This is a genomic window from Hydrogenophaga laconesensis (assembly GCF_031457235.1).
Lineage (GTDB): Bacteria > Pseudomonadota > Gammaproteobacteria > Burkholderiales > Burkholderiaceae_C > Hydrogenophaga > Hydrogenophaga laconesensis.
The window spans coordinates 41,757-60,240 of record NZ_JAVDWE010000010.1; the positions used below are offsets into that span (position 1 = coordinate 41,757).

An 18,484-nucleotide genomic window follows, 5' to 3' on the forward strand; every position below is an offset into this window, starting at 1 on the left:
CGTTTCCACTCACCCACTCCAAGGAGACTGACATGACCCTGTTCCGCCGCACCCTCATCGCCGCCACCGCCGCGGCCGCGCTCGCCACGCCGTTCACCGCCAGCTGGGCGCAGGACATCAAGCCGCGCATCATCCGCTTCGGCTACGGGCTCAACGAGATTTCCAACCAGGGCCGTGCCACCAAACTCTTTGCCGAAGAAGTGGAGAAGGCATCGGGCGGCAAGATGAAGGTGCGCGCCATCGGTGCAGCCGCGCTCGGTTCTGACCTGCAGATGCAGCAGGCGCTGATCGGCGGCGCGCAGGAAATGATGGTGGGGTCGACCGCCACGCTGGTCGGCATCACCAAGGAAATGGCGATCTGGGATACCCCCTTCCTGTTCGACAACGCGAAGGAGGCAGACGTCGTGCTCGATGGCCCGGTCGGCCAGAGGGTAATGGACAAGCTGCAGGAGAAGGGCCTCGTGGGCCTGGTGTACTGGGAGAACGGATTCCGCAACCTCACCAACAACAAGCGTGCCGTGACGAAGCTGGAAGACATGGACGGCATCAAGCTGCGCGTCATGCAGAACAACGTGTTCATCGACAGCTTCAAGACCCTGGGCGCCAACGCCGTGCCGCTGCCGTTCTCCGAGCTGTTCACCGCGCTCGAGACCAAGACCGTGGACGGCCAGGAGAACCCGTACAACACCATCCTCTCCAGCAAGTTCTACGAGGTGCAGAAGTACCTGACCGTGACCAACCACGTGTACAGCCCATGGATCGTGCTGGTGAGCAAGAAATACTGGGACGGCCTGAGCAAGGCCGAACAGAAGGTGCTGCTCGATGCCGCGAAGAAGAGCCGCGACTTCGAACGCCAGGACACGCGAGCGGAAGCCGACAAGGCGCTGGCCGACCTCAAGGCCAAGGGCATGCAGATCAACCAGCTGTCACCAGCCGAGACCAACCGCATGCGCGAGAAGCTCGCCACGGTGAACGCCGGCATCGCCACCAATGTGGGTGAGGATCTCTGGAAAGAAACTCAGGCGGCCGTGGTCAGGGCGCGCGCCGGGAAATGATGCCTGCCGGCTGCCTCCAGCCGCGCTGGCAGCCACCGGGTGGCTTGACCCGGTGGCGCAGGCAGCTTGCTCCAGGTATTGGAGTCAGGACATGCTCAGTTTTCTTCGCTGCCGCAATGGGGCCGAGGCTTCGGACGTCGTGAGGCCGTCAAGTGCCTTGGGGCTGAGGCGGCACTGCGACTGTGCGTTCATGGGCGTCGAGGCCAACGCAGGCTCAACGGACCGACTCGAAGAGTTCGGCGACCCATTGCACGAAGACGCGCACGCGCACCGACAACTGCCGGCTTTGCGGGTACAGCACCGAGATCGGCAGCTCGGGAACGGGCAGGTCGGGCAGTACTTCGAGCAACTGGCCTGAGGCCAGTTCCTCGGCCACCCGGTAGCGCGGTACCTGCACCAGACCCAGGCCGGCGAGCGCGGCACCGGCGTACACATCTGCACCTGTCACCGACACGGGGCCCGCCAGCGAAACGGTGCGCAGTTCATCGCCGACCATGAATTCCAGCGGCAATGGCTGGCCCGTGGCGCTCGACACGTAGTTCACCGCGCGGTGGCCCGCCAGCGCGGGCAGGCTGTCGGGGACGCCGAAACGCTCCAGGTACGCGGGGCTGGCGCAGGTCAGCTGCTGCAATCGGGCCACCCGGCGTGCCACCAGGGTCGAGTCGCGCAACTGGCCTGCACGCAGAACGCAGTCCACCCCCTCACGCACCAGGTCGACCAGCCGGTCGTCCTCCCCGATCTGCAGCTCCAGCTGCGGGTGTCGCGCGAGGAAATCGGGCAGGGCGGGCACCACGAACCGGCGGGCCAGCGTACCTTGCAGATTCACCCGCAAGAGCCCCTTGGGGGCCGCATGCCGGAACAGGCCATCGGCCTCTTCCAGATCGGCCAGCAGGCGTTCGCAGCGTTGGCGGTAGGCCTCGCCATCGGGGGTGGTTCGAACGGTGCGCGTCGTGCGCTCCAGCAGGCGCACGCCCAGCCGCGATTCCAGACGCCGGATCAGGTTGCTCACCGTGGCGCGGGGGAGTTGCAGATCGTCCGCCGCCTGCGTGAAGCTGCCCCGCTCGGCGATGCGCACGAATACCTGCATTTCCTGGAAACGGTCCATGGCCACGATTGTTGTTGAAAATCGAATTATGTTTGCAATATGGCGTAGATGACCTGATTATATTGATCAATCATCATGGCGCTGTCTTTTGATTCACAGGAGCCCATCATGAATACCCCCCTTCTTTCCCCCGTGGCCATCGTCACGGGTGCCTCCCGCGGCATTGGTGCCGAGCTGGCGCGCCGTCTTGTTGCCGAGGGCTATGCCGTTGCGGTCAACTACGCCTCCAGTGCGGCGGAGGCCGAGGCCTTGGTGGCCGAATTGCACGGCCTTGGCGGCCGTGCCATGGCCGTGCGGGCAGACGTGTCGAGCGCCGAGCAGGTGCGCGCCCTGTTCGACGCGACGGAGCAGCAGCTCGGCCCTGTGGACGTGCTGGTGAACAACGCGGGCGTGCTCAAGACCGTGCCGCTGGCGCAGACCAGCGACGCGCTCTTCGAGCAGACTTTCGGTATCAATGTGCGTGGCACGTTCAACACCATGCGTGAGGCGGCCACGCGCCTGAGGGATGGTGGGCGCATCGTCAACTTCTCGAGCACCACGGTGGCACTGAATCTGCCGGGTTACAGCGTGTACATCGCGTCGAAGGCCGCGGTCGAATCGCTCACGCAGGTGTTCGCCAAGGAACTGCGTGGCCGTCGCATCACCGTCAATGCGGTGGCGCCCGGACCGGTGGCCACGTCACTCTTCTTCGACGGCAAGACCGAAGAGCAGATCAGGACGTACGCCAACATGCCGCCCTTGCAGCGATTGGGCGAACCGGCGGATATCGCGGCAGTGGTGGGTTTTCTGGTGAGCCCGGCGGGAGGCTGGGTCAATGGCCAGGTGCTGCGCGCCAATGGCGGGCTGGCCTGAGAGGAAACCGCGTCAGCGCCGTTGACCGCGCTGGAAGGACTGCAGCTGCGCCTTGGAGACGTTGCCTTCGAAAAGCGGGGTGAGGTCCGATACGGCGGCCAGCGCGCTGGATTCGTCGCGCTGCAGGCACAGTGCCTGCGCGAGGTCGGCACGCAGGAACCACAGGGCTTCGATGCTCGATGCGTAGCGGATGCGGTGTTCCAGCTGGGGGTTGATTTCAGCACCCCGCACGCCCAGCAGCCGCAGCATCGACTTCTGGATCAGCACCATGGCCTGAGGGTCGGGGGCCTGAGGCGCCGAGTCCGCGTTCGGCGTCAGGATCGACGTCAGAGTGCTGAGAAAAGTCTTGACTCTTAGCATGCGAGTGGGAGCTTTCGGTGGAGGCCGAATCTGCTGAAAAGGGGCGCTGACCCTTCCGGGACAGATGGGTTTATACCCGATACCGCGATTTTCGTCGGATTTTGCGTGACAACGCGTCGTTTGGGGCCTGCTTTCCCTCCGAAGAGATCACGAAGTGTCGAGGCGGCTTGACGAAGGTTGCCGCGCGGCGTTGAATTCCGGGGCCGGCACGGCATGTCCACGGAGGGGCGTCATGGGGGCGGTTTGTTATCTGTGCGAATTGAACTATGGCGTCATTCCCGGACAGACCGCGGGTGATGCCGCAGGCGCCTGCAAGCTCTGTGGCGTGTTGGCGTGTCGGGGGCATGGCGTGCGCAATGCGAGCAAGCCTGCCTACATCTGCGGTTGCTGCCTGCCCAATCTGCTTGCAAGCGCGGCGTTGCGGCAGGCCGGCGGCGCGGCGCCGCTCCCGCCGCGTGACACGCCGGCCCCCCAGGATGGCGCATCGGGATATGGTGCCTGGGCCGTTGGCCTGAATGAGGTGGCCGATGTGCTGGGTGATCCGGAGGCGACGCGCTGGGCATGGATGCGCGAAGACGTGAATTACCTGGCGCGGCCCTTCGATGCGAACGGAGTGCCTGAGGGCATGCGCGCCTTCGCGAAACCCCAGGCCGGCGAGGCCCGGCGGCTGCTGGCGACCGCCATCACCCTGGCGGTGGCGCTCAGGCTGCCTGAAGACGAACTGCTGCCGATATTGCGCGTGGCGCTGGAGATGAACCGTGCCTGACGCCACGCCGATCATTGCGCGTGCGGCCGCCTCGACCGCCGAGGTGAGCCTTCCTCAGCATGGCCGTGGATCCGAGTGCATCGGCACCAAGTATCTGCGCATCCACCGGCGTCACGATCCGGGCCAGAAGGGTGTGTTCGTGGTCAGCAGTGCCGTGAGGGAAGGGGCCACCGACGAGATTCATGTGCTTGCGGGTCAACTCGGGCTGGGCCACAACGAGGGCAGCGAGGTGCTGGTGTCGCCAGCCACCGTTTGGGCATACCGGCGCACGCAGCTGGCAACTCCCAATGGAGCGCTGGTGTTGGCCGTGCTGTGTGTGGCCTTGCTGGCCGCATGGATCGACGGCACGCTCGCCCTGGGCAAGTTGCCTGGTTGGGCATGGATGCATTTCGAGACCAGCACGCTGGACGCCATGGCCGCCGTGTCGATGACGTGCAAGCTGGTGTCGCCGATCCTGGCTTTTCTGCTGGCCCTGTGGTTCAAGAAGTGAGGGGACTCAGCCCGCCGCCTGTCGCTCCATGGCCTTGGCCATGGTCTTGCCCAGCTCCACGCCCCATTGGTCGTAGGCGTTGATGCGCCAGATGGCGGCCTGGGTGAACACTTTGTGTTCGTAAAGCGCGATCAACGCGCCCAGCCTGGCGGGGTCGAGCCGGTCGAGCCACAGGATGTGGCTGGGGATGTTGCCTTCGAAGCTGCGGTGCCCGGCCATGGCCTTCGCCTCGGCCTCGCCCATGCCGTCCTGCTGCAGCAGCGCCTGGGTGTCGGCCAGCGAGCGGCCGCGCGCCATGGCTTCGGCCTGGGCGCGCAGGTTGAGGTTGACCACACCGTGGTGTGTCGCAGCCAGTGGCAATGGGGTGTCTTCGTTCTGCACACCGATGAAGTCCACCGGCACGGTGTGCCGCCCCTGGTGAATGAGCTGGAAGTAGGCGTGCTGCCCGTCGATGCCCAGCCCGCCCCAGACGATGGGGCCCGTGTCCACGGAGGCCGCCGAGCCATCGGTGTGCGTGCGCTTGCCGTTGGACTCCATGTCCATCTGCTGCACGAAGGGCGTGAAGCGCACCAGGCGCGAGGCGTAGGGCACGATGAGGTGCGTGGGCAGACCGAGAAAGTTGCGGTTCCAGATGCCGTTGAGGGCCAGCTGCACCGGCAGGTTCTGCGCCAGTGGCGCGGAGCAGAAATGCTCGTCCATCGCGCGCGCACCGGCGAGGAACAGCCGGAAATGCTCGCTGCCGATGGCAATGGCCAGCGGCAGGCCGAGCGCGGACCACACCGAGTAGCGTCCGCCCACCCAGTCCCAGAACAGGAAGGTGCGCTCTGCGGCATAACCGAGCTTTGCGGCTTGCGCCGGGCTGGCGGTGATGGCCACCAGGTGGCGGGCCACGGCGTCCGCGGGCACGCCGTGGTCGGTCAGCCAGCGCTGGGCGCTCGCGGCGTTGGTCAGCGTTTCCTGTGTGGTGAAGGTCTTGCTCGACACGATGAACAGCGTGCGCCGGGCATCGAGCCCGCGCAGCACGCTCCACAGGGCCCAGGCATCGGGGTTGGATACGTAATGCACGCGCAGGCCCGGATGGGCGAGGTGGGCCAGCGCATCGGCCGCCATGCGCGGGCCGAGGTCGGAGCCGCCGATGCCTATGTTCACGATGTCGGTGATGGCATCGCCGGCGTGCCCGAGCACGGTGCCGGCACGCAGGGCTTCCGCGAAGTCGCAGATGCGGGCCAGTTCGCGTTGCACGTCCTTCTGCACCTCCGCGCCCCACGGCCCGGTGTGCAGCGGATCGCCGCGCAGCGCCACGTGCAGCACGGGGCGGTCCTCGGTGGCATTGATGCGTTCACCGCGGAACATGGCGTCGCGCTGCGCCGCCACGCCGGACTGGTCGGCCAGCGCCACCAATGCCTGCTGGATGGCGGGCGACACGCGCTGGCGGCTCGCGTCGAGCGTGATGCCAGCGACCTTGAGGCTCATGCGCTCGGCGCGGCCGTGGTCGGCCGGCAGCACATCGCGCAGGTGGGGCTGGGCTGCGCCGGCCAGGGATTGGAGCTGTGCCCAGGCGGGCAGGGTGGTGGGCGGGGTCATGTATCGGGCGTGTGGGTCAGACAGCGGTGGCCAGGGTGGTGGCTTCTCGTGCAAGGCGGGCGATGCGTTTCCAGTCGCCCTGGCGCAGCGCGTCGGAAGGCGTGAGCCAGGAACCACCTGCCATGGCGACGTTGGGCAACGAAAGGATATCGCGAAGGTTCTCCGGACTCACCCCGCCGGTGGGGCAGAAACGCACGTCTGGCAGCGGAGCGCCCAGGGCCTTGAGCATGTTGATGCCACCGGCCTGCGCCGCCGGGAACAGCTTCATCAGCCGGAAACCGATGTCGCGCGCGCGCATCACCTCACTGGGCGTCATCACGCCCGGGATGAAGGGCAGCTTGGAGGCTTCCACCGCCTCCACCAGCGCGTCGGAGCAGCCAGGGGAGAGCGCGAACTTCGCGCCTGCATTGATCACCTGCGGCACCTCGGCAGCGCGGGTGACGGTGCCTGCGCCCAGGTGCATCTTGGGCACGGCACGCGCCACGGCTTCGATGGCGCGCAGCGCCACCCCGGAGCGAAGGGTGATCTCCATCACGTCGATGCCGCCTTCGAGCAGCGCATGCGCCAGCGGCACGGCCTGAGCCTCCTCGCTGAGAACGATGACGGGAACAACACGCGAGGTGAAGGTCGGGCGGGTGAAGCAGGTGGTCGTCATGGTCGCGGTGTCAGGCTGAAGGGCTTTCAACGGTGGCGTTGGGGTGTTCCGCCGGGACGGTGCCGAACAAGGGCGAAGCCCCCCATTCTGCCGGGCCGGCATGCTGGCGGAACAGGCCGAACAGCTCGCGGCCCGTGCCATGTTCGTTGGCGCTGAGGTCCGGGTGTTGCACCTTGCGCCGGGCCAGACTGCGCTCGTTCACCTCGAGCTCAAGCACGCCGCGCTCGCAGTCCAGCGTGATCCAGTCGCCATCGCGCACGCGTGCGATCGGACCATCCGCCAGCGCTTCGGGACTGAGGTGGATCGCCGCAGGCACCTTGCCCGAGGCACCGGACATGCGGCCGTCGGTGACGAGCGCCACCTTGAAACCCTTGTCCTGCAGCACGGCCAGCGGCGGTGTGAGCTTGTGCAGTTCGGGCATGCCGTTGGCGCGCGGCCCCTGGTACCGCACCACGGCGACCAGGTCGCGTTCCAGCTTGCCCTCGTTGAACAGGGTGAGCAGGTCCTGCTGATCGCTCACGACCACGGCTTGCGCGCGCACCACACGGTGCTCGGGCTTCACGGCCGACACCTTGACCACACTGCGCCCGAGGTTGCCTTGCAGCAACCGCAGGCCGCCATCGGCGCTGAAGGGTTCGGACACCGGCCGCAGCACCGAAAGGTCGCCGCTGCGCTCGGGCACGGGTCGCCAGGCCAACTGGCCGTTGTCGAGCCAGGGTTCGCGCGTGTAGGCCTCGAGGCCTGGGCCCATCACGGTCTGCACATCGGCGTGCAGCAGGCCTGCATCGAGCAACTGGCGCATGAGAAAGCCCATGCCCCCGGCGGCATGGAAGTGGTTCACGTCGGCGCTGCCGTTGGGGTACACGCGGGCCAGCAGGGGGATGACGTGCGAGAGCTCGGCGAAATCGTCCCAGTCGATCAGCACGCCGGCGGCACGCGCCATGGCCACCAGGTGCAGCGTGTGGTTGGTGGAACCGCCGGTGGCCAGCAGGCCGACGATGCCGTTGACCAGGGCTTTTTCGGTCACGATGTCTGACAGGCTGAGCGCGGGCTCGCCCGTGCGCCCGGTGTTGGCCACGGCGCGCTTGACCGCTCCCAGGGTGAGGGCATCGCGCAATGGCGTCCCTGGATTGACGAAAGACGCGCCCGGCAGGTGCAGGCCCATGATCTCCATCAGCATCTGGTTGCTGTTGGCCGTGCCGTAGAAGGTGCAGGTGCCGGGGCTGTGGTACGCCTGGGCTTCCGATTCGAGCAGCGCGTCGCGCCCCACCAGGCCCTGCGCGTACTGCTGCCGCACCTTGGCCTTGGCGTCGTTCGACAGGCCCGAGGTCATCGGACCGGCGGGCACGAACACGGTGCTCAGGTGGCCGAACTGCAGCGCACCCATGAAGAGGCCCGGCACGATCTTGTCGCACACGCCGAGCATGAGCGCGGCGTCGAACACGTTGTGCGACAGCGCCACGGCGGTGGAGAGCGCAATCACGTCGCGCGAGAACAGCGAGAGCTCCATGCCCGCCGCGCCTTGCGTGACGCCGTCGCACATGGCTGGCACGCCACCCGCCACCTGTGCCGTGGCGCCGAGTGCGTGCGCGTGGTCGCGGATCTTCTGTGGATAGGTCTCGTACGGCTGGTGTGCCGAGAGCATGTCGTTGTAGGCCGTGACAATGCCGAGATGCGGCGAGCGCTCCGCGTGGATCTTGAGCTTGTCCGCCTTCGGCAGCGCGGCCGTGGTGTGGGCCATGTTGGCGCAGCCCATGCCGGTGCGCTGTGTGCCCTTCTTGCGCTGCGCGGCCATGGAGGCGAGGTAGGTGGCACGGGTGGCTGCGCTGCGCTCGGTGATGCGCTGCGTGACCAGGGCCAGCGTGGGGTGGAGTGGGGCGTGGTTTGTCATCGTGGGTATCTCGTGTTCAGGCCAGCCAGACGCTCAAGGGCGTCAGATGCTGGTGCAGCACCAGTGAGACCGGCAGGCTTTCATCGACACCGAGCCGGGCCTGCTGGTACACGGCGAGCTTGTTGGCACCGGTGATCGACAGCGCCAGTTCGCGCGTGGCCAGCAGGGCGGGCAGAGTGAGGGTGAGGCGCGCGTGCGCGGTGGCGGGTGGACGCTGCCAGGTCACCGGACCGCTACCGTGCAGCGCACGCGCCAGACCTGGTGTGCGTGGAAATATCGATGCCGTATGGCCGTCTTCACCCATGCCCAGCACCGCGAGATCCATGGGCCAGGGGAGTGCGGCCAGGCGGTGGTTCGCGCTCTCGGCCAGCGCATCCAGCGCGCTGTCACTGAGCGTGGGAGGCAGGTGGTCGAAGAAGGGGACGAAGCGCGCCGAGGCGACGGGGCCCTGCAGCAGATGCTTGCGCACCAGGGCCGTGTTGCTGTCGGGGTGGTCGTGCGGCACGCAACGCTCGTCCACCAGCAGCACACTCACGCGCGCCCATTCCACTGGTTGCCGCTGCAACTGCTCGAACATCGCGACGGGGGATTTGCCACCCGAGACCGCGAGCACGCCGTGGCCGCGCACGGTGATCGCCTCGCGCAGGCGCCGCGCGACGTGGCGCGCCAGCTGCTGCGCCAGCTCGTGCGCGTTGCCGGCAGGGTGGACCTGCAGGCTGAGCGTCGGTGTCAGGTCGTCTTGCTTGTCCATGCGCTCATGCCTCCTCCACCCAGGCGGAACCCTCGCGGGCCATCAGCGCGGACGAGGCCGCGGGCCCCCAGCTGCCCGCGGTGTACGGGCGGGGCTTCTCGCTGAGGTTGCTCCAGCCCTCGAGGATGGGTTCGACCCAGGTCCAGGCGGCTTCCAGTTCGTCGCGCCGCATGAAGTGCGTGAGGCGACCCTTGATGACGTCCATCAGCAGGCGCTCGTAGGCCTCGGCGCGGCGTGCGCTGAAAGCGGACTCGAGGTCGAGGTCCAGGCTCACAGGGCGCAGGCGCATGCCGCTGCCAGGCTCCTTGGCCATCATCTGCAGTTGCACGTGTTCCTCGGGCTGCAGGCGGATCATCAGCCGGTTGACCGGCTGGCGCGGCGCGTCCGGGAAGATGGTGTAGGGCAGGTCGGCGAACTCGATGACGATTTCCGATCGGCGCTCGGCCATGCGTTTGCCGGTGCGCAGGAAGATGGGGATGTTGGCCCAGCGCCAGTTGTTGATGTGCGCGCGCAGCGCCACGAAAGTCTCGGTGGTGCTGTCGGCCGGCACATTGGCTTCCTGAAGATAGCCCACGGCCCTGTCGCCGTTCGAGGCACCGGCGGTGTACTGCCCGCGCACCGTGTCGCGCGCCACGTCGATTTCGGTCATGGGGCGCAGCGATCGCAGCACCTTGAGCTTCTCGTCGCGAACGGCATCGGGGTCGAGCGAGACGGGGGGCTCCATGGCCACGATGCACAGCAATTGCAGCAGGTGGTTCTGCACCATGTCGCGCAGCGCACCGGTGCCGTCGTAGAAACCGGCGCGGCTGCCGACACCGACCGATTCGGCCACCGTGATCTGCACGCTCTTGATGTAGGGACTGCGCCAGAGCGGCTCGAAAATGATGTTGCCAAAGCGCAGCACCATCAGGTTCTGCACCGTCTCCTTGCCCAGGTAGTGGTCGATGCGGAAGGTCTGCGTCTCGCTGAAGTAGCGGCCCACCTCGTCGTTGATCGCTCGCGCGGAGGCGAGGTCGTGGCCCAGGGGTTTTTCCAGCACCACGCGCGCACGCTCGTCGATCAGGCCCGCGCCGTGCAGGTGAGCGCAGATACCGGTGAACAGCGTGGGTGCGGTGGCGAGGTAATAGACGCGGTCCGAGCCCGGCTGCAGGGCGCTGGCCAGGTGCTTGAAGTCGTCGGCCTGCGTTGCGTCGAGGCACACATAGCCCAGGCGCGCCACGAAGCCTTGCCATGCCTTTTCGTCGAGCGACTCCGGTGCGATGAAGCCGCGCACCTTGTCGTGCACGAAGGTGGTGAAGGTCTCGCGGTCCCAGGGCTGGCGTCCCAGGGCGTGGATGCGCGTGGCGGGCGGCAGGTTGCTGTGCAGGTGCGCCATGTACAGCGCGGGCAGCAGCTTGCGAACGGAGAGATCGCCCGCACCGCCGAAGATCACGAGATCGAGCGGAGCGGTAGCCGCAGGCGTGGGAGTCGATTGAGCCATTGTCTAATTTAGTTACTTGTGATTTTGGATTTTATTGTAATCAAGTTACATGCCCGATTCTTTTTTACCCGGCCATGGCACGACCTTACCGCGATGCACCGCGCCTTGCACGCGGAAAACGTGTCAGGGCGCGCAGATTCGACCGCGGTGCATCAGGCCGAGTGCAAGCCGGTGGCGGTGAGGTGAAGCACGCGCTGTGCCCGAGCGGCGGCGGCCCTCGAGTGCGTGACGAGCACCAGTGCCGCGCCGCTGTCCGACGCCTGCTGCTGCAGCACGTCCATCACTTGCTTGGCGGTCGCCGGGTCCAGGTTGCCCGTGGGCTCGTCGGCCAGCAGAAGGCCGGGGCGGTGCACCAGTGCACGCGCGATCGCCACGCGCTGCAGTTGCCCACCCGAGAGCTCGGCCGGTAGCCGTGCCCCGAGCCCGTCGAGCCCGACGGCTTGCAGCATCTGTTCCACGCGTGCCGTGTCCGGCTGGCCCAGCAGCAGCAAGGGCAAGCCGATGTTCTGTGCCACGTCGAGATGGGGCAGTACGTGAAAGGCCTGGAACACAAAACCCAGGTGCTGGCGCCGCCAGTGCGCGCGCTGTGCCTCGTCGAGCGTGCCGAGGTCGACGCCCTGGTGAAGGATGCGGCCCTCGCTCCAGTCGTCCAGCGCAGCGAGGCAATTGAGCAGGCTCGACTTGCCCACGCCCGATTCGCCGACGATGGCCACGAACTCGCCCGAGGCCACGGTCAGATCGACACCGCTGAACACGGGCGTGTGGCCGTAGCGTTTGCCCAACCCTTGCACGTCCAGCGCTGTGCCGTTCACGAGGCCGGCTCCAGCAGATCGTCGACCTTGCGCAGCACCTGCGCCAGCGCGTCGGGCGCGTCGCACGCGATCACCTGGCGCCGCGGCATGGAGCGCAACCATGTGATCTGGCGTTTGCCCAGCTGGCGCGTGGCAAAGATGCCCAGGTCGCGCAGCTCGGCCAGCTGCTCGCGCGTGAGCGCATCGCCGTGTGCGTCCAGCATGTCCCAGGCCTGGCGGTAACCCACGCAGCGCATGGAGGGCAGCTCGGTGGACAGGTCGCCGCGCGCGCGCAGGGCGCGCACCTCATCGAGGAAACCGTGGGCGAGCATGGCATCGAAACGCTGGGCGATGCGCGCATGCAGCCAGGCACGGTCTTGAGGTTCGAGTGAGATGAGGTGCTCGGGCTCGAGCGGGCTGTCCGGGTTGCGGATGCGGCCGGTCTGGAAGCTGGAGATCGGGCGGCCGGAGACCTCGTACACCTCCAGCGCACGCTGGATGCGCTGCGAATCGTTCGGCGGCAACCGTGCTGCCGTGGCCGGGTCCACGCGCGCGAGTTCGGCGTGCAGCGCGGGCCAGCCCTGTTCGCGCGCGCGGGCTTCGATGCGCTCGCGCACGCTGGTGTCGGCCTGCGGCATGTCGTCCAGGCCCACGAGCAAGGCCTTGAAGTACAGCATGGTGCCGCCCACCAGCAGCGCGGTGCGGCCGCGGCCGGCGATCTTGTCGACCAGGCGCAGTGTGTCGCGCACGAAATCGGCGGCGCTGTAGCTCTGTAGCGGATCGAGGATGTCGATCAGATGGTGCGGCACCTGCGCCCGCTCTTCGGCGCTGGGTTTGGCGCTGCCGATGTCCATGCCACGGTAGATCAGCGCAGAGTCCACGCTGATGATCTCTACCGGCCAGCGCTGCGCGATGGCCAGTGAGGCCGCGCTCTTGCCACTGGCGGTGGGGCCCGCCAGGGCGATGCAGCGGGGAGGTTGGGCCATGCCGTTCACGGTGTGGAGACGGGCATGCGCTGCGGCGCGGCGCGCATTTCGCCGTGGCGCTGCACCAGCGTCCAGGCCACGGTGGCGATGAGCACACTCCAGAACCACAGACCGTTGGTCAGCGGCAGCACCGAGCCGCTGCCGTCGGCAATGCCGGCCAGGCTGCGGCCTAGCCATCCGCCCATGAGGAATGCCGCGAGCATCGACAGGAATCCACTGAGGGCGGAGGCCGCGCCCGCCGCCTGCGGGAACGGCCCGACCGCGCCGCTCTGCCCACAAGGCTGGTGCACGCCGTGCGCCAGCATGAAAAGCCAGAACGGGACCAGGATGGCCCATGCGTTCTGCACCCCGAGCAAGGCCAGCAGGCCCATGCTCGTGCCGGCGGTGAGTGTCATCGCCCCGGCCAGCGCGACCGTGCGGCGCAGGCCCAGTCGAGGCAGCAGATGGCGGCACAGGAAGGTGCCGAGGATGTAGACCAGCGACATGCTGAACATCACCACGCCGTACGCGGTGGTGGACAGGCCCAGCACGCGGATGAAGACGAACGACGACGCGGCGAGGAAGGTGAAGAGGCCACCATAGGACGTGGCTGACAACAGGGCGAAGGCCCAGAAAGTGGGATGGCGCGCGATCAGCACCCAGTTGCCGACCAGCGTGCGCGGCGCCAGCGCGTGCGGATTTTTCTGCACCAGGGTCTCTTCAAAGCGCCAGGCCACGACCAGCAGCGCGATGGCACCGAACACCGCCAGCGAAAGCAGCGAGACGCGCCAGCCGAAGAGGTCCGAGAGGAGGCTGCCCACGGGTGCGGCGGCACAGGCGATCACGCCCAGCCCGGTCAGCCCCTTGGACATGACGCGGGCACCTTCGCTGGGCGCGTACAGGTCGCGCACGATGGCGCGCGCGCACATCACACCCGCACCCATCGCCGTGCCCTGGATCGCGCGCCAGACGATGAGCTGTTCCATCGATGGGGCGAACGTGCTGGCGATCGACGCCGCGACGAAGGCTGCCATGCCCGCCAGCAGCACCGGCCTGCGCCCGAAGCGGTCTGACAGGGGCCCCCACACCAGTTGCGACACACCGAAGCACAGCAACAGGGCGGTGAGCGTTAGCTGGGCCTGGTGCATCGGCGCACCGAAGCCCGCAGTGAGCGCGGGCAGGGCAGGCAGGTAGAGGTCTGTCGCGATCGGTTGCAGGCCCAGCAGCAACGACAGCACCAGCACGATCAGGCCGGGCGACATGGCGGGAGAAGGGAGCGGGGCGGGCATCCGGTCGAGGGTAGCAGAGTCCCCCGTGGGTCGCATTCCCGGGCTATTGCTGGACGACCCTCAGCGCGTTCTCGTTCCCGTCGTACATGCCAAACAGGCTGGCCAGCGCCGTGCGGTACTGCGCCTGTCCCACCGAGTTGGTGTTGTGGTGCGAGCCCCCCTCGACCAGCACGAAAGCCTTGCGACCCTTCGCCGCCTCGTACAGCTTGCGTCCGAGCTCGGGCTGGATCAGCCGATCGTCGCCACCATGCACCACCAGCAGCGGCGAGCCGATGTCGGGTACGCGCTTGACCGCCTCGAAGCGCTGGGTGATCAGCAGCGAGATCGGCAGCCAGCCCCACTTGAAGGTGCTGACGACGTCCGGGATGGATGTGAAGGTCCCCTCCACCACCGTACCCGCCTCGTCGTCCACCTGGGCCGCCAGCTCGATGGCGATGGCACCGCCCAGCGAGTGGCCGAAGATGTAGCGTGGTCGCCCCGGGTATTTCCTGCCCAGCCAGTCCCAGGCCGCGCGGGCGTCCTCGTAGGCGGTCGTCTCGGAAGGCAGTTCGTTCGTGCTCTTGCCGAAGCCCCGGTAGTCGATGGCGAGCACCGAGAAGCCCAGGTCTTCCATGCGCCGCGCGCGGAAGGCCGAGCCGATGACATTGAAGCGCGCACCATGCAGGTACAGCAGGATCGGGGCGTCCTTGCGTTGCGCGAAATCGTCGTGCGCCGCCCACAACCCGTGCAGCTTCACCGGCTTGCCGGTCCGGGGTGAGTGGAAATCGATCCACACGTCTTCCATGCCTTGTGCCGCGGCCTCGCCACCGGCCCAGCTGCGGTCCGAGGGCTGAAAGATCCAGACGCGCTGCTTCTCGTCCAGCGTGGCGCACCCGGCCAACAGGGCCAGGGCGGCGAGCAGGGCAGCGATGAGGCGCTTCATGGCGGTAATGGATGCACCGGATCAGGGAAAGTTCAGGCCTGATACAGGCGCTTTCCCTCATGGTGCAGGTTCCATGCCACCGCGGGCGTCGGGTCAAACCCTCGCAGGCGTGCGCCAGATCACGCTCAGATGACGCCCTGCGCGAGCATCGCGTCCGCCACCTTCACGAAACCGGCGATATTGGCCCCGTCCACGTAACTCACGGTGCCGTCGGCGCGGCGGCCATGCTGCAGGCATGCCTCGTGGATGCCACACATGATGCCGTGCAGGCGCGAATCCACCTCGTCGCGCGGCCAGGACAGGCGCATCGCGTTCTGGCTCATCTCCAGCCCGGAGGTGGCCACGCCGCCAGCATTGCTGGCCTTGCCCGGCGCGTACAGCACGCCGGCGCTCTCGAAGCGCTGGACGGCTTCCATGGTGGTGGGCATGTTGGCGCCCTCGGCCACGCAGATCACGCCGTTGTTGATCAGCGTGGCGGCGTCGTTGGCGTCCAGCTCGTTCTGTGTGGCGCAGGGCAGTGCCACGTCCACCGGCACGCCCCAGGGTTTCACACCGGGCTCGAAGCGTGTCTTGGTGCGCTCGGCGTAGTCGCTCACGCGGCCGTACAGGTGGTTCTTCACCTCCATCAGCTCGGCCAGTTTGGCGGGGCTGAAGCCGTCTTCGTCGATCACTGTGCCGCTGGAGTCCGACACCGTGATCACCCTGGCGCCGAGTGCCATGGCTTTTTCCACCGCGTACTGCGCCACGTTGCCCGAGCCCGAGACGCTCACCCGCATGCCCTGGAAGCTCTTGCCCTGGCGCTTGAGCATTTCTTCGGCGAAGTAGACGGTGCCGTAACCGGTGGCTTCCGGGCGGATCAGCGATCCGCCGAACGACAGGCCCTTGCCGGTGAAGACGCAATCGGCGCGGTTGCTGAGCTTCTTCATCATGCCGGCCATGAAGCCCACCTCGCGGCCACCCACGCCGATATCGCCAGCCGGCACGTCGGTGTCACTACCGACGTGGCGGAACAGCTCGCTCACCAGGGCCTGGCAGAAGCGCATCACTTCGCCAGGGCTTTTGCCTTTGGGGTCGAAGTCGGAGCCGCCCTTGCCGCCGCCCATGGGCAGGGTGGTCAGCGCGTTCTTGAAGGTCTGCTCGAACGCCAGGAATTTCAGGATCGACAGGTTCACCGACGGATGAAAACGCATGCCGCCCTTGTACGGGCCAATGGCCGAGCTGTGCTGGATGCGGTAGCCGCGGTTGACCTGCACATCGCCATGGTCGTTGACCCAGGAGATTCGGAACATCACCACGCGCTCGGGTTCGACCAGGCGGTCGAGCAAGCCGTGTTCGGCGTACCGGGGGTGTGCGGCAATGAAAGGCCACAGGCTTTCCATCACCTCGGAGACGGCTTGGTGAAATTCGGGCTGACCGGGGTTTTGCTGGGCGACGTGTTCGAGGAATTGATGGGCCGAGGTGTATTTCATGTGTCTCATGCTTCAAAAAGGTGCATGAGATTATGCGTAACCTGCATTTCGCGTCGCAAAACGCCCCGTTTTGGCGTGTTTCAACACCGGTGAGCCGAAGCGCGCACTGTCCGCTTTGTTTTGGTGCGTTTGCGCGGCGTCAGCGGCCACGAAGGAACAGCGCGTCGAGCTCCTTTATGCCCATTTGCCGCCAGGTGGGCCGACCGTGGTTGCACTGGTCGGAACGCTCGGTCACTTCCATCTGCCGCAACAGCGCGTTCATCTCGTCCAGCGTGAGGCGCCGGTTGGCACGCACGGCGCCGTGGCAGGCCATGGTGGCCAGCAACTCGTTGCGCGCCCGCTGAACCACGGTGCTGGCGTCGTGTTGTGCCAGTTCGGCCAGTACGCTGCGCGCCAGCTCCACCGGATCGCCCTGCGCCAGCGTGGTCGGTACCGCACGCACGGCCAGCGTCCTGGGAGAGAGCGCGGTCACCTCCAGGCCGAGCGTGGCCAGCACCCCGGCACAGCTTTCGGCGGTCGCCACCTCGTCGGGGGTGGAGGCGAAGGTCGCCGGGATGAGCAGAGGTTGGCTGGCCACCTGCTGGTCGTCCAGCTGTTGCTTGAGCCGTTCGTACACGATGCGTTCGTGCGCGGCGTGCATGTCCACCACCACCAGACCGTGTGCGTTCTCGGCCAGGATGTACACGCCCTGCAACTGCGCGATGGCACGGCCCAGCGGCCAGTCCCCCTCGGGCAGGGGTTGCGATGGCGTGCCCTGCGGTGCGGATGCGGAGGGTTCGCCCGGAGTCGGTTGCGGTGTGGATGCCGTGGCGGGCACGGTGCTCCACAGCGCGCCCACGTCGCTCACGCGGTGGCCCACCTCGGGCTCGCGCGGGGCGAACGAGAACGGGGCCTGGCGGACGGGCGGCGTCCAGGCCGGCGTGGCAGGCATGGCCGGGGCCCGGGCTGCAGGGAATGCTGGCGCGGGCGTTTCGGCGGCGTTGCCGGAGCGGGGCTTTGCGAGCGCCGCTTCCACCGCATGGTGCACGCCCTGGTGCACTTCGCGGCTGTCGCGGAAACGCACCTCGATCTTGGTAGGGTGCACGTTCACGTCCACACGCGACGGGTCGAGCGAGACGAACAGCGCGTACACCGGCTGGCGGTGGCCATGGAGCACGTCTTCATAGGCGCTGCGCGCGGCATGGGTGATGACCTTGTCGCGCACGTAGCGGCCATTCACATAGGCGAACTGCCAGTCGGCGCGCGAGCGGGCGGCGTCCGGCACGCCGGCGAAGCCCCACACGCGCAGGCGTTGCGGCTGGCCTTCGGTGTCGGTTGGCGCGTCCACTGGCCAGTCGACCACCACCGCCTGCTCCACGAAATCCTCACCCAGCACATCGGCCAGGCGCTGGCGCAATGCTTCGATACCGTGACCTGCCACCGCGCGCCATTGCGCCACCAGCTTGCCGTCGTGCCAGATGGCGAAACCCACGTCGGGTCGGGCCAGCGCGTGGCGGCGCACGGCCTCGATGCAATGGGCGAGTTCGGTGGCGTCGGTCTTGAGGAACTTGCGGCGCGCGGGCGTGGCGAAGAAGAGTTCGCGCACCTCCACTGTGGTGCCCGGTGCGCGCGCGGTGGGCTGCAGTTCGCCGCTGCGGCCGTCGAGCAGCCACCCGTGCGGTTCATCCGGTGTGTCCACGCGCGTGAGCAGCGACACCTCGGCGATGGAGCAGATGGCGGCCAGCGCCTCGCCGCGAAAGCCCATGGTGCCGACCGATTCGAGGTCGGACAGGCTGGCGATCTTGCTGGTGGCATGGCGTTTGAGCGCATGAGGCAGTTCGTTGCACAGGATGCCGCAGCCGTTGTCTTCCACGCTGATCAGCCGCACGCCGCCGGCCTGGAGGCGCAGCGTGATCTGCGTCGCGCCAGCGTCCAGCGCGTTGTCCACCAGCTCGCGCACGACCGAGGCCGGGCGCTCCACCACCTCGCCGGCTGCGATCTGGCTGATCAGCTCGTCGGGCAGTTCAAGGATGGGGCGGCGAGGAGCGGTGGGAAGGGGCGGAAGGCTGGTCACGGGCAA

Annotated in this window: 17 protein-coding genes; 4 read left to right on the forward strand and 13 right to left on the reverse strand. The window is 67.4% G+C overall.

Annotated elements, in window-relative coordinates; translation table 11 throughout:
- The first annotated feature begins 32 nt into the window (after positions 1–32).
- The gene (locus J2X09_RS17165; RefSeq protein WP_204732133.1) at positions 33–1,055 is read left to right on the forward strand and encodes a TRAP transporter substrate-binding protein; all 1,023 of its coding nucleotides are present in this window, start codon (positions 33–35) and stop codon (positions 1,053–1,055) included.
- A 214-nt stretch (positions 1,056–1,269) separates the two neighbouring features.
- On the opposite strand, the gene J2X09_RS17170 is transcribed toward J2X09_RS17165, so the two are convergent.
- Positions 1,270–2,160, reverse strand: a complete 891-nt coding sequence (locus tag J2X09_RS17170) for a LysR family transcriptional regulator (RefSeq protein ID WP_204732132.1) — start codon at positions 2,158–2,160, stop codon at positions 1,270–1,272.
- 108 nt (positions 2,161–2,268) lie between these two features.
- Between J2X09_RS17170 and J2X09_RS17175 the strand changes: the two genes are divergently transcribed.
- A complete protein-coding gene (locus tag J2X09_RS17175) occupies positions 2,269–3,012 on the forward strand; it encodes an SDR family oxidoreductase (protein WP_204732131.1) in 744 nt (247 codons plus the stop codon).
- A 12-nt stretch (positions 3,013–3,024) separates the two neighbouring features.
- Here J2X09_RS17175 and J2X09_RS17180 read toward each other — a convergent pair whose 3' ends face one another.
- Complete coding sequence (locus J2X09_RS17180; protein WP_310308864.1) at positions 3,025–3,282, reverse strand: hypothetical protein; 258 nt, start codon at positions 3,280–3,282, stop codon at positions 3,025–3,027.
- A 322-nt stretch (positions 3,283–3,604) separates the two neighbouring features.
- Between J2X09_RS17180 and J2X09_RS17185 the strand changes: the two genes are divergently transcribed.
- Together J2X09_RS17185 and J2X09_RS17190 are read left to right on the forward strand one after the other, a co-directional pair.
- Complete coding sequence (locus J2X09_RS17185) at positions 3,605–4,138, forward strand: hypothetical protein (protein ID WP_204732129.1); 534 nt, start codon at positions 3,605–3,607, stop codon at positions 4,136–4,138.
- The gene (locus tag J2X09_RS17190; RefSeq protein WP_204732128.1) at positions 4,131–4,628 is read left to right on the forward strand and encodes a hypothetical protein; all 498 of its coding nucleotides are present in this window, start codon (positions 4,131–4,133) and stop codon (positions 4,626–4,628) included. Before J2X09_RS17185 ends, J2X09_RS17190 begins: the two co-directional genes overlap by 8 nt.
- Before the next feature lie 6 nt (positions 4,629–4,634).
- Here J2X09_RS17190 and pgi read toward each other — a convergent pair whose 3' ends face one another.
- From pgi to mutL, 11 genes are all read right to left on the reverse strand, one after another.
- Positions 4,635–6,212: a glucose-6-phosphate isomerase gene (pgi, locus tag J2X09_RS17195; protein WP_204732127.1), complete on the reverse strand. Its 1,578-nt coding sequence runs from the start codon at positions 6,210–6,212 to the stop codon at positions 4,635–4,637.
- A 16-nt stretch (positions 6,213–6,228) separates the two neighbouring features.
- Positions 6,229–6,867, reverse strand: coding sequence for a bifunctional 4-hydroxy-2-oxoglutarate aldolase/2-dehydro-3-deoxy-phosphogluconate aldolase (eda, locus tag J2X09_RS17200; RefSeq protein WP_204732126.1), 639 nt, complete (start codon positions 6,865–6,867; stop codon positions 6,229–6,231).
- Between the two features lie 10 nt (positions 6,868–6,877).
- Positions 6,878–8,758 (reverse strand): phosphogluconate dehydratase, encoded by a 1,881-nt coding sequence (gene edd, locus J2X09_RS17205; RefSeq protein ID WP_204732125.1) that lies wholly within the window; start codon positions 8,756–8,758, stop codon positions 6,878–6,880.
- A gap of 16 nt (positions 8,759–8,774) precedes the next feature.
- A complete protein-coding gene (pgl, locus tag J2X09_RS17210; RefSeq protein WP_204732124.1) occupies positions 8,775–9,509 on the reverse strand; it encodes a 6-phosphogluconolactonase in 735 nt (244 codons plus the stop codon).
- 4 nt (positions 9,510–9,513) lie between these two features.
- The gene (zwf, locus tag J2X09_RS17215) at positions 9,514–10,989 is read right to left on the reverse strand and encodes a glucose-6-phosphate dehydrogenase (protein ID WP_204732123.1); all 1,476 of its coding nucleotides are present in this window, start codon (positions 10,987–10,989) and stop codon (positions 9,514–9,516) included.
- A 152-nt stretch (positions 10,990–11,141) separates the two neighbouring features.
- The gene (locus tag J2X09_RS17220) at positions 11,142–11,801 is read right to left on the reverse strand and encodes an ABC transporter ATP-binding protein (RefSeq protein ID WP_310308868.1); all 660 of its coding nucleotides are present in this window, start codon (positions 11,799–11,801) and stop codon (positions 11,142–11,144) included.
- Positions 11,798–12,766 (reverse strand): tRNA (adenosine(37)-N6)-dimethylallyltransferase MiaA, encoded by a 969-nt coding sequence (gene miaA, locus J2X09_RS17225; protein ID WP_204732121.1) that lies wholly within the window; start codon positions 12,764–12,766, stop codon positions 11,798–11,800. The genes J2X09_RS17220 and miaA overlap by 4 nt, the downstream gene beginning before the upstream one ends.
- Before the next feature lie 5 nt (positions 12,767–12,771).
- Positions 12,772–14,034 carry a Bcr/CflA family efflux MFS transporter gene (locus J2X09_RS17230; RefSeq protein WP_204732120.1) on the reverse strand — a complete coding sequence of 421 codons (1,263 nt, stop codon included), beginning with the start codon at positions 14,032–14,034 and terminating at the stop codon, positions 12,772–12,774.
- Positions 14,035–14,077: 43 nt separating this feature from the next.
- Positions 14,078–14,956: an alpha/beta hydrolase gene (locus J2X09_RS17235; RefSeq protein ID WP_204732119.1), complete on the reverse strand. Its 879-nt coding sequence runs from the start codon at positions 14,954–14,956 to the stop codon at positions 14,078–14,080.
- Positions 14,957–15,081: 125 nt separating this feature from the next.
- The gene (gdhA, locus tag J2X09_RS17240) at positions 15,082–16,425 is read right to left on the reverse strand and encodes an NADP-specific glutamate dehydrogenase (RefSeq protein ID WP_204732118.1); all 1,344 of its coding nucleotides are present in this window, start codon (positions 16,423–16,425) and stop codon (positions 15,082–15,084) included.
- A 139-nt stretch (positions 16,426–16,564) separates the two neighbouring features.
- A complete protein-coding gene (mutL, locus tag J2X09_RS17245) occupies positions 16,565–18,478 on the reverse strand; it encodes a DNA mismatch repair endonuclease MutL (RefSeq protein ID WP_374726515.1) in 1,914 nt (637 codons plus the stop codon).
- Between the last annotated feature and the right edge of the window lie 6 nt (positions 18,479–18,484).